The organism is Rhabdaerophilum calidifontis (assembly GCF_008641065.1).
Taxonomy (GTDB): domain Bacteria; phylum Pseudomonadota; class Alphaproteobacteria; order Rhizobiales; family Beijerinckiaceae; genus Rhabdaerophilum; species Rhabdaerophilum calidifontis.
Map to the genome: position 1 here is coordinate 1 of NZ_VTRS01000015.1, position 8,842 is coordinate 8,842.

The following is an 8,842-nucleotide window of genomic DNA, read 5'->3' on the forward strand; positions in this document are numbered from 1 at the left end:
TCGGCCGGTTGACCCCGGACGAGGCGTACTTCAATGCGCTGCCAGCAATCCCGATGGCGGCCTAACCGAGGCAGGAATCCACTTAGGAAACGCCCCGAAACTGTTCAAACAAACCGAGCCAGCTCTTTCCTACGCAAGTTCTGAATCCGCCGCGATAAGGTCGCAGCATCAGCTATTAAGCGCCACAAATTCCCTGATTGCCTCTTGTCGACGCTTGTCGAGGTAGTCGTCCAAGTCCTGCAAATGGATGCCCTTGGCGGATTTCTGGCTCTTCACGTCAATACGGACAACAGGAAGTGCGATTTCGCCCGCTCCTATCTTCCTAAGCATGATTGTCGGTGTGAGATGCGAGAAATAATCGCGGCACACGTCCTCAAGCGGGATGATTGCCTTGCCGTTATATTGCGCCATGAGAAGGAACGCGGTGTTGAGCGCCATCGGTGTTTGCCTTTGAAAATTCGAGCGAAACGCGCCACCTAATCACAAGAGTCGGCAATGCCAGTCCGTCCAATTTCGGGTAGGTTTAAAAAGTCATAACAAATGATTGAAAAATCATGCAAATTTGCCATTGCCCCCATGATGGATTGGACGGACCGGCATTGCCGGTTCTTCCATCGGCTGCTCACGCGGCGGGCGCGACTTTATACCGAGATGGTGACGAGCGGCGCCGTGCTGCATGGCGACCGGGCGCGGCTGCTCGGCTTCTCGGCAGAGGAGCAGCCGGTCGCGCTCCAGCTCGGCGGTTCCGATCCGGCCGAACTCGCCGCCGCGGCGCGGATCGGCGCGGAATTCGGCTATCTCGAGATCAATCTCAATTGCGGCTGCCCGTCGGATCGGGTTCAGAACGGCCGCTTCGGCGCCTGCCTGATGCGGGAGCCGGCGCTGGTCGGCGCCTGCGTCGCGGCGATGAAGGCGGCGGTCGCGGTTCCGGTCACGGTCAAGTGCCGGCTCGGCGTCGACGACCAGGCGCCCGAGGAGGCCTTGTTCCGCATGGCGGAAACCTGCGCCGCGGCGGGGGTCGACGCGCTGGTCGTCCATGCCCGCAAGGCCTGGCTCCAGGGGCTTTCTCCGCGCGAGAATCGCGAAATCCCCCCGCTTGATTACGGCCTTGTGCGGCGCCTCAAGGCGGCATGGCCGGCTCTGCCGGTGGTGATCAACGGCGGCATCGCCGATCTCGACCAGGCGCGCGCGCTGCTCGCGCCGGATGGCGATCTCCCGGGGCTCGACGGTGTGATGCTCGGCCGCGCCGCCTATCAGAATCCGGGCCTGCTCCTGGAGGTCGATCCGCTGATTTTCGGCGCGCCGGCGCCGGTCTCCGACGCCGCAGCCGCGCTTGCGGCGCTGAAGCCCTATCTCGAAGGGGTCGTGGCGCAGGGCGTCTCGCCGCATGCGGTGACGCGGCATGTGCTCGGGCTGTTCCAGGGGCGGCCGGGGGCGCGCGCGTTCCGCCACCATCTCTCCACCGAGGCGGTGAAGCCGGGCGCCGGTGCCGATGTGCTCGATGCCGCGCTGGCGCTGCTCGATCGGCGGTCCCCGCTCGCCGCGTGAGGTTCGCGACCGGGCTCAGGAATTGAGATCGAGGCTGCCCGAAGATGCCGGCAGCCCGCCCGTGAGCGCGGCGATGGCGAGGGCGATCGCCGCGATGATCGCGATCCACAGCGCCGCGACGCGCAGCATGTCGCCGGAGGCGTTGCGCCGCCAGACGGCCACCCCGCCCGCGAGCAGCACGAGGCAGGCGAGGCCGTAGACGAGCATTCCCACCTGCCCGCCCGTCGAGAGGCCGCCCATCTCCGGCAGCGGCGTCTTGAGGCGCTCGAAGATCGCGATCACGAAGGCGAGGCCGAGTCCGGCCAGGATGACGAGAGCGGTGCGTTCGTTGTTCATCGGGGCCTCGACGCGTCGCGGCACGGCGCCGCATCGATCAATCTGGGTCGCGTCCGGCGGTTCCGCAAGCGTGGGATCAGAGTGGCCCCTGCCAGTTGGCGGCGGCCGAGAGCGCGAGCAGCAGGCCGATCTCGGCGAGCTGCTGGCCGGCGCCCAGCACATCGCCGGTATGGCCGCCGATCTTCTTCTCGGCGAGGCGGGCAACGAGCGCGACCAGCGCGAGCGCGGCGAGGATCGCCGGTCCGATTCCGGCCGAGAGCCCGGCCTGCATCGCGAGGCCGGCGAAGAGGGCGAAACCGATCCCGCATCCGAGAACAAGGGCCAATCCGCCGGGCATCGGCGTCTCCGCCGCCATGCCCGGTCCCGGCGCCGGTGCGATGACCGCCACCGGCAGCAGCGCGAGCGGCCGGGAGAGCGCCCCCACCGCGACCAGGACGAGGATCGCGCCCGGCCCGATGAGCCGGAACAATTCCGTCAGTGCCAGGATCCGCAGCGCCAGCGCCAGTGCCAGGGCGGATGCACCATAGGTGCCGATGCGGCTGTCCTTCATGATCTCGCGCCGCCGTTCTGGCGTGGCGCCGCCCCAGAAGCCGTCGCAGCAATCGGCGAGCCCGTCCTCGTGGAAGGCGCCGGCCGCGATCACCTGCGCCGCGACCGCAAGCGCGGCCGCGACGGCCGTCGAGAGACCGGCGAGATAGGCGAGCCCGCCGGCGCCGGCGCCGATCGCGCCGATCACCGCACCCACCAGCGGCACGGCCCAGAAGCCGCGCCGGAGATCGGGCCGCGCATGCGGTGCCGGTTCGAAACCGAGCGGCGGCACCGGCAGCCGCGAATAGAACCGCAGCACCTGAAGGAAGAGCGCGATCGGCCCGGCCTTGCTGTCCGGCCTGCCGCGATGCTGCGGTGTTTCGGGTGTTTCCGGCTTGTTCATGTCGTCCATGCGCTGCCTCGGGGCCATCGCCGCAACCGGCAACGGCCTTTCGCCCGCCTTGCCCACGCCCTGCAGCGCATGATAGCCACCGCGGCGGGTGGTTTCCACCCGTCTCATGCCGAAAACCCGCCTTGCCCGAAGATCAACACCCCAGGTCCGCCATGCCGAGCGCGCTGCCCTTCGACGATATCCGCGCGCTGGTCGCGAGCATGCCCGCGCCGGACGAGGCCGCCCGCGCCGCCGCGCGCGCCCGCGAGGCGGAGCTGATCAAGCCGGCCGGCGCGCTGGGGCGGCTGGAGGCGATCGCCGCGCATCTCGCGGCCTGGCAGGGGCGGGCCGAGCCGCGGGTCGCGCGGCCGCAGGTGGTGATCTTCGCCGGCTCGCACGGCGTCGCCGCGAAGGGCGTCTCGGCCTATCCCGCCGCGGTCAACCGGGCGATGCTGGCGAGCTTCTCGGCCGGGCACGCCGCCATCAACCAGATCTGCAAGACCTTCGATCTCGGGCTGAAGGTGTTCGACCTCGCGATCGACCTGCCGACCGGGGATATCACCGAGGGCGCGGCCATGGAGGAGGCGGCCTGCGCGGCGACGATCGCCTTCGGCATGGAGGCGATCGCCGGCGGCACGGATCTCCTCTGCCTCGGCGAGATGGGGATCGGCAACACCACTGCCGCCGCCGCGATCTATGCCGCGCTCTATGGCGGGCCGGCGGCGGGCTGGGTCGGGCTCGGCACCGGGCTCGATCCCGCCGGCCATGCGCGCAAGGTCGCGGCGGTCGAGGCCGCGCTCGCGCAGCATCGCGACCATCTCGGGGATCCGCTGGAAGTGCTGCGCCGCCTCGGCGGCCGCGAGATCGCCGCGCTCTGCGGCGCCATCCTCGCGGCGCGGATCGAGCGGGTGCCGGTCATCCTCGACGGCTATGTCGTCACCGCCGCCGCCGCGATCCTGCACGCGCTCGATTCCCGCGCGCTCGACCATTGCCTCGCGGGCCATCTTTCGGCCGAGGGCGCGCATGCCGCCGTACTCGATCGGCTGGGGCTGGCGCCGATCCTCGCGCTCGGCATGCGGCTGGGGGAGGGGAGCGGCGCCGCGCTCGCCGCCGGCATCGTCCGCGCCGCAATCGCCTGTCATACGGGCATGGCGACCTTCGCCGAGGCCGGGGTGCCCGGCAAGGCTTGAGCCGGCGCGGCGCGTTCAGGCGGCGCGGCTGCCGGGCGGGGCGAACAGGCTCTGCGGCGGCTCCACGGCCGGCATCGCCGTCATCACGCGCGCCGGCGGGAAGATCGCGATCGCCTCGGTGCCCTCGCGCGGGCGGGAGAGCAGGCGGAAGGCGCCGCCATGCAGCTCCACCAGGCTCTTGACGATCGGCAGGCCGAGACCCGATCCCTGATCGGCGTTCTTGATCGCGCGGCTGCCGCGCCCGAAGGTCGAGAGCACGGTCTCGATCTCGTCCTCCGGGATGCCGGGTCCGTTGTCCTGCACCGCGAGATATTGCCCGCCGGCCTGCGTCCACCCGACCTTGATGCGGATCGTCGCGCCCGGCGGCGTGAACTTGATCGCGTTCGAGAGCAGGTTGAGCGTGATCTGGCGGATGGCGCGCTCATCCGCCCATAGCCGCGGCATTCCGGCGGTGAAGGCGGTTTCGACGCGCAGATTGCGGCTCGTCGCCTTGAGTTCCATGAGCCGCACCGAATCCTCGACCGCGCCGACGAGATCGATCGCCTCTTCGACGAGTTCGTGCTTGCCCGCCTCGATGCGCGAGAGATCGAGCACCTCGTTGATCAGCGCCAGCAGATGCTCGCCGCTCTTGTGGATGTCCTCGACATAGGTCCGGTATTGCTCGTTGCCGAGCGGGCCGAACAGCTGGTCCTTCATCACCTCCGAGAAGCCGAGGATCGCATTGAGCGGCGTGCGCAATTCGTGACTCATCGTCGCGAGGAAGCGCGATTTCGCGGCATTCGCCTCCTCGGCGCGGCGGGTGGCCTCCGTCAGGCGGCCATTGGTCTCCTCGATCTCGGCATAGAGCCGGTCTTTGTCGGCAGAGGTGCGCAGATTGTCGAGCGTCGTGGCGTAGAGCCGGTTGGCGAGGCCGACGAACAGCAGCAGCGCCGTGAAGCTCAGCCCGGCGATCATCCAGAGTTCCGAGGGCTCGCGGTCGATCGCGAGCTGCACGATCACCCCCCCCAGCGGCAGCGCCGCCCCGTAGACCGCGTTCGGCAGGGTATGGGCGAGCACGGTCGAGACCGCGCCGATCACCAGCACCGCAAACAGCAGGAAGAGCCGCAGCGTCTCGCTCTCCGGAACGCCGACCATGCTCGGCAGCAGGGCCCAGGATACGACGAAGGCGATCTCGCTGACGATCAGCCGCTTGATCCAGGCCAGCACGCGGCCGCTATCGGGGTCGATGTTTAGGAAGCGCTGGCAGACGAGAATCTGCGCCGCCAGCACGCAGAGCGCCAGCGTCAGCCAGGCGAAGGTCCGCGCCGGGCTCGACCAGGCGAGCGTCGTGCCGGCGATGATCATGGTGTAGGGCATCAGCGCCAGCGCCGCGCTGACATGGTTCTGCGCGAATTCCCGCGCGAGTTCGAGGTCGAAGGCGCGGTTGAGGCCGGAATCCGAGGTCACTTTCTCGCGTGCGTCACGCACGGCGCGCTGCATCTCGCGCCGCTGCCGCTGCGCGCGCTCGGCAAGCGTCTGCTTCCGCTCGATCTCGGCGGCGGTGGGGATGTGGTGCTGCATGTGCGCGTGTCCGGACCCGGCGTCACTATGCCTGACGAAAGGTTAAGCGATGGCTGACATCGCGCGGGAAACGGCGATTCCCGCGCCGGCCGGGGAATCGCGTAACAAGGCGCATGCCCCGTCCCCGCTTCCTGCTCGCCGCTTCCTTCCTCGCGATCGCGGTGCTAGTCCTGTCGATTTTCGGTCGCGCGCCCGAGGAGATCGTGGCCGGCGAGGCCCGCGCGCTCGATGGCGACAGCCTGGTCATTGGCGGTCGTGCGATGCGGCTCAAGGGTCTCGACGCGCCCGAGGCGCGCCAGACCTGCACCATCGCCGGCCGTGAGGTGCCCTGCGGACGCGAGGCGACGCTGGCGCTGCGGCGCTGGCTCGCGCGCGGCACGGTGGTCTGTACCGGCGGCGAGCGCGACCGCTACGAGCGGCTGCTCGTCACCTGCCGGGTCAACGGCCAGGATATCGGCGCCGATCTCGTCCGCAACGGCCATGCCCTCGATTATGGCGGCTATGCCGCGGAGGAGCGCGAGGCCGCCCTGCATTTCCGCGGCGTCTGGGCCGGTGCCTTCGAGCGGCCGGATGTGTATCGGCGGCGGATGGGCAATGGCCGGCCGATCCCGCCTTGACCCGACCACGATCCTCGTCTCCGATGGCGCCGCCTGAGGGAGGAAGCGATGCGGTTGTTCGACGGTGGCCGGGTGCCCAATGCGCGGCGCGTGCGGATTTTTCTCGCGGAAAAGGGCATCCCGGTGCCGCTCGTGCCGGTCGATCTCGGCCGCAAGGAGCACCGGCTGCCGGAATTCCTGGCGCGCAACCCGCTCGGGAAGGTGCCGGTTCTGGAGCTTGACGACGGCACGATCCTCACCGAATCGGTCGCGATCTGCCGCTATTTCGAGGAGCTTCACCCGGAGCCGCCGCTCTTCGGCCGCGGCGCGCTCGGCCGCGCCCAGGTCGAGATGTGGAACCGCCGCTGCGAACTGGAGCTTTACGGCGCCGTGCAGGCGGCCTTCCGCCATCTCCACCCCGCCATGGCGGAATACGAGGTGCCGCAGATCGCCGCCTGGGGCGAGGCGAACAAGCCGCGCGCGATCGAGGCCCTGCGGATGCTCGATCACGCGCTCGGCGCGACGCGCTTCATCGCCGGGGATTCGTTCTCGATCGCGGATATCACCGCCTTCATTGCCGTGGAGTTCCTCAAGCCGGCGCGGCTCGCCATCCCCGAGGATTGCGCCCGGCTCCGGGATTGGCATGCCGGGGTCGCCGCCCGGCCGAGCGCCGCGGCGTGATCGGCATGCGCAGCCTTCTTGCCGTTCTCGCCTGGCTCGCCGTTTCGGCGCCCGCAGCGGCCGAGACGCTGAGCGGCGCCGAGATCCGCCTCGAATTCGAGGGCAATACCGTGGTTGGCACCTATGTCGGCGGCGGCGCCTTCAGCGAATACCACCTGCCGGACGGCCGAGCGCTCGGCAATAACGGCTTCACGGCCAATGTCGATGCGTGCTGGAACACCGACGGCGACCGCGTCTGTTATCATTACGGCACCTCCAAGGAGCGGCGGACCTATTGCTTCACCGTCGAGCGGCAGGGCCCCTGGCTCTGGATGCGCGTTGCCGAAACCGGGCGCCTCAACGCCGTGGCGCAGGTGGAGAAGGGGAACCCCGCGCGGCATGATGACGGCGGCCAGCGCTGGTCCTGCGACGATCTGCTCTCGCGGCGTGGCGGCGAAGCGGATGTCGCCCGCGCCCGTCTGCCGGGGCGTTCCATGCCTTCGCCCTGACGCAGCCCTGTCACGGATTCATGGTCACGGGTTCATGGCCGGTTTATCGAGCGCCTGCCACGATGCGGCGCCTGTCAAGAGGAGGTCGCGATGCGCGCCACCATGTTTGCCGCCCTGATCCGGGGGCTCGCCCTAGCAGCGGGCCTGCTCGCCGCGGTCGGCGCCGAGGCGCAGGGGCGCCGGCTCGGCTTTGTGGTCGGCATCGGCGATTACGGCCAGGCGCCGCACCCGACCGCGCTGCCCGATGCCGCTCTGGTGGCCCAGAGCCTGAAACAGGCGGGGTTCGAGGTCACCGAGGCCGCCAATCTCTCCCAGGCCGATTTCCGCGCCGCCTTCCGGGATTTTCTCGGCCGCGCCCAGGCCGCCGGACCGGATGCGGTGCTCGCCCTCTATCTCTCCGGGATCGGGCTTCAGGATGACGGCGAGAATTACCTCGTGCCCGCCGGGGCGGCGATCCGAAGCCGCGCCGATCTGCCGCTCGAGGCGCTGCGGCTTTCCGATTATCTGCGCGCGCTTGCCGGGATTCCCGCCGCCGGCCGGATGGTGATGCTCGACGCCGCCTACGCGCATCCGCTCGCCGAGGGCATCGCCAGCGGCGGCCGCGGGTTCGGGCTCGTCGAACGCGCGGACGGCCTCCTCCTCGCCTACAACCAGGATCCGGGGCAGGCGGCGCCGCTGCCGGTGACGAATTACGGCCATTTCGCCATGGCGCTCGCCGAGGCGCTGCGCGAGCCGGGGCTGGACCTGGGCGCGATTTTCGAGCGTGTGCGCCTGCGCGTGTTCGACCTCAGCCAGGGGCGGGAGAAGCCCTGGAATGTGAATGGGATATCCCAACCGATCCTGCTGCTCGCCCCCAATCCGGGCCTTGCGCCGGCGGTGCCTGCGGCGCCGGAACTCCGCACCCGGCCGATCGGCGAGCTTCCCGCCGAGGATGCCTATGCCCGCGCGCTCGAACGCGACACGATCGAGGGCTACGACGCCTTCCTGCGCGCCTATCCTGATCACCCGCAGGCGAAGCGCATCCGCGCCCTCGTCGCCCAGCGGCGCGAGGCCTATTACTGGCAGCGCGCCCGCCGCGCCAATACCACGCGCGCCTACTGGACCTATCTCCGGCGCTATCCGCGCGGCGCCCATGCCGAGGAGGCCGAGGAGCGGCTCGCCCGCCTTTCCGCGCCGGTCGCGCCGCCGCCGAGCTTCGAGGAGATCATCTACGACGATCTGCCGCCGCCACCCGTTGAGGAGGTGATCGTCTACGAGACCGTGATCGTCGAGGAGGATTGGCACGCCCTGCCGCCCCCGCCGCCGCCTCCGGTGCATCTGCTGCCGCCGCCGCCAGTCGGGATCATCGAACTCGCGCCGCCGCCCCCGAACCCGCTGGCCCGCGCCCTGCCGGCGGTGGCGATCGGCGTCGGCGCGGCGATCCTCGCCAATCGCGCCTGGCGTCGTCCCGAGGCCGTGCGCCCGCCGGCGGCGGCGCCGCCGCCGCGTCCGTTCCGGCCGCGCCCCGCACCGCCCGTCGCGACC

10 protein-coding genes are annotated in these 8,842 nt (G+C 70.0%); 6 read left to right on the forward strand and 4 right to left on the reverse strand.

The window, feature by feature from the left end:
* Nucleotides 1-168 precede the first annotated feature (168 nt).
* The gene (locus FWJ24_RS14485) at nt 169-438 is read right to left on the reverse strand and encodes a pyocin activator PrtN family protein (RefSeq protein WP_150288547.1); all 270 of its coding nucleotides are present in this window, start codon (nt 436-438) and stop codon (nt 169-171) included.
* A gap of 102 nt (nt 439-540) precedes the next feature.
* Here FWJ24_RS14485 and dusA point away from each other — a divergent pair, with 102 nt between their 5' ends.
* The gene (gene dusA / locus FWJ24_RS14490; protein WP_150288548.1) at nt 541-1,548 is read left to right on the forward strand and encodes a tRNA dihydrouridine(20/20a) synthase DusA; all 1,008 of its coding nucleotides are present in this window, start codon (nt 541-543) and stop codon (nt 1,546-1,548) included.
* Nucleotides 1,549-1,563: 15 nt separating this feature from the next.
* Here the strand turns inward: dusA and FWJ24_RS14495 are convergent, their stop codons facing one another.
* A complete protein-coding gene (locus FWJ24_RS14495) occupies nt 1,564-1,884 on the reverse strand; it encodes a hypothetical protein (RefSeq protein ID WP_150288549.1) in 321 nt (106 codons plus the stop codon).
* Between the two features lie 76 nt (nt 1,885-1,960).
* Nucleotides 1,961-2,842 (reverse strand): adenosylcobinamide-GDP ribazoletransferase, encoded by an 882-nt coding sequence (cobS, locus tag FWJ24_RS14500; protein WP_166443740.1) that lies wholly within the window; start codon nt 2,840-2,842, stop codon nt 1,961-1,963.
* A 134-nt stretch (nt 2,843-2,976) separates the two neighbouring features.
* Here cobS and cobT point away from each other — a divergent pair, with 134 nt between their 5' ends.
* The gene (gene cobT / locus FWJ24_RS14505) at nt 2,977-3,993 is read left to right on the forward strand and encodes a nicotinate-nucleotide--dimethylbenzimidazole phosphoribosyltransferase (RefSeq protein ID WP_150288551.1); all 1,017 of its coding nucleotides are present in this window, start codon (nt 2,977-2,979) and stop codon (nt 3,991-3,993) included.
* Nucleotides 3,994-4,008: 15 nt separating this feature from the next.
* On the opposite strand, the gene FWJ24_RS14510 is transcribed toward cobT, so the two are convergent.
* On the reverse strand, nt 4,009-5,553 hold the full coding sequence (locus tag FWJ24_RS14510; protein WP_150288552.1) for a sensor histidine kinase: 1,545 nt from the start codon (nt 5,551-5,553) through the stop codon (nt 4,009-4,011).
* A 113-nt stretch (nt 5,554-5,666) separates the two neighbouring features.
* Between FWJ24_RS14510 and FWJ24_RS14515 the strand changes: the two genes are divergently transcribed.
* From FWJ24_RS14515 to FWJ24_RS14935, 4 genes are all read left to right on the forward strand, one after another.
* Complete coding sequence (locus tag FWJ24_RS14515) at nt 5,667-6,170, forward strand: thermonuclease family protein (protein WP_150288553.1); 504 nt, start codon at nt 5,667-5,669, stop codon at nt 6,168-6,170.
* A gap of 48 nt (nt 6,171-6,218) precedes the next feature.
* Nucleotides 6,219-6,830: a glutathione S-transferase family protein gene (locus tag FWJ24_RS14520; protein ID WP_150288554.1), complete on the forward strand. Its 612-nt coding sequence runs from the start codon at nt 6,219-6,221 to the stop codon at nt 6,828-6,830.
* A 5-nt stretch (nt 6,831-6,835) separates the two neighbouring features.
* Nucleotides 6,836-7,318, forward strand: a complete 483-nt coding sequence (locus tag FWJ24_RS14525) for a hypothetical protein (RefSeq protein ID WP_150288555.1) — start codon at nt 6,836-6,838, stop codon at nt 7,316-7,318.
* A gap of 90 nt (nt 7,319-7,408) precedes the next feature.
* The coding region (locus FWJ24_RS14935) for a caspase family protein (protein WP_206110866.1) at nt 7,409-8,842 on the forward strand (1,434 nt) is incomplete at its 3' end.

Excerpts from the sequence above, each read along its gene's own strand:
- FWJ24_RS14515 (WP_150288553.1), top strand. The coding sequence starts at position 5,667 with ATGCCCCGTCCCCGCTTCCTGCTCGCCGCTTCCTTCCTCGCGATCGCG.
- FWJ24_RS14485 (WP_150288547.1), bottom strand. The coding sequence starts at position 438 with ATGGCGCTCAACACCGCGTTCCTTCTCATGGCGCAATATAACGGCAAG.
- cobS (WP_166443740.1), bottom strand. The coding sequence starts at position 2,842 with ATGGCCCCGAGGCAGCGCATGGACGACATGAACAAGCCGGAAACACCC.
- FWJ24_RS14495 (WP_150288549.1), bottom strand. The coding sequence starts at position 1,884 with ATGAACAACGAACGCACCGCTCTCGTCATCCTGGCCGGACTCGGCCTC.
- cobT (WP_150288551.1), top strand. The coding sequence starts at position 2,977 with ATGCCGAGCGCGCTGCCCTTCGACGATATCCGCGCGCTGGTCGCGAGC.
- FWJ24_RS14510 (WP_150288552.1), bottom strand. The coding sequence starts at position 5,553 with ATGCAGCACCACATCCCCACCGCCGCCGAGATCGAGCGGAAGCAGACG.
- FWJ24_RS14520 (WP_150288554.1), top strand. The coding sequence starts at position 6,219 with ATGCGGTTGTTCGACGGTGGCCGGGTGCCCAATGCGCGGCGCGTGCGG.
- dusA (WP_150288548.1), top strand. The coding sequence starts at position 541 with ATGATTGAAAAATCATGCAAATTTGCCATTGCCCCCATGATGGATTGG.
- FWJ24_RS14525 (WP_150288555.1), top strand. The coding sequence starts at position 6,836 with ATGCGCAGCCTTCTTGCCGTTCTCGCCTGGCTCGCCGTTTCGGCGCCC.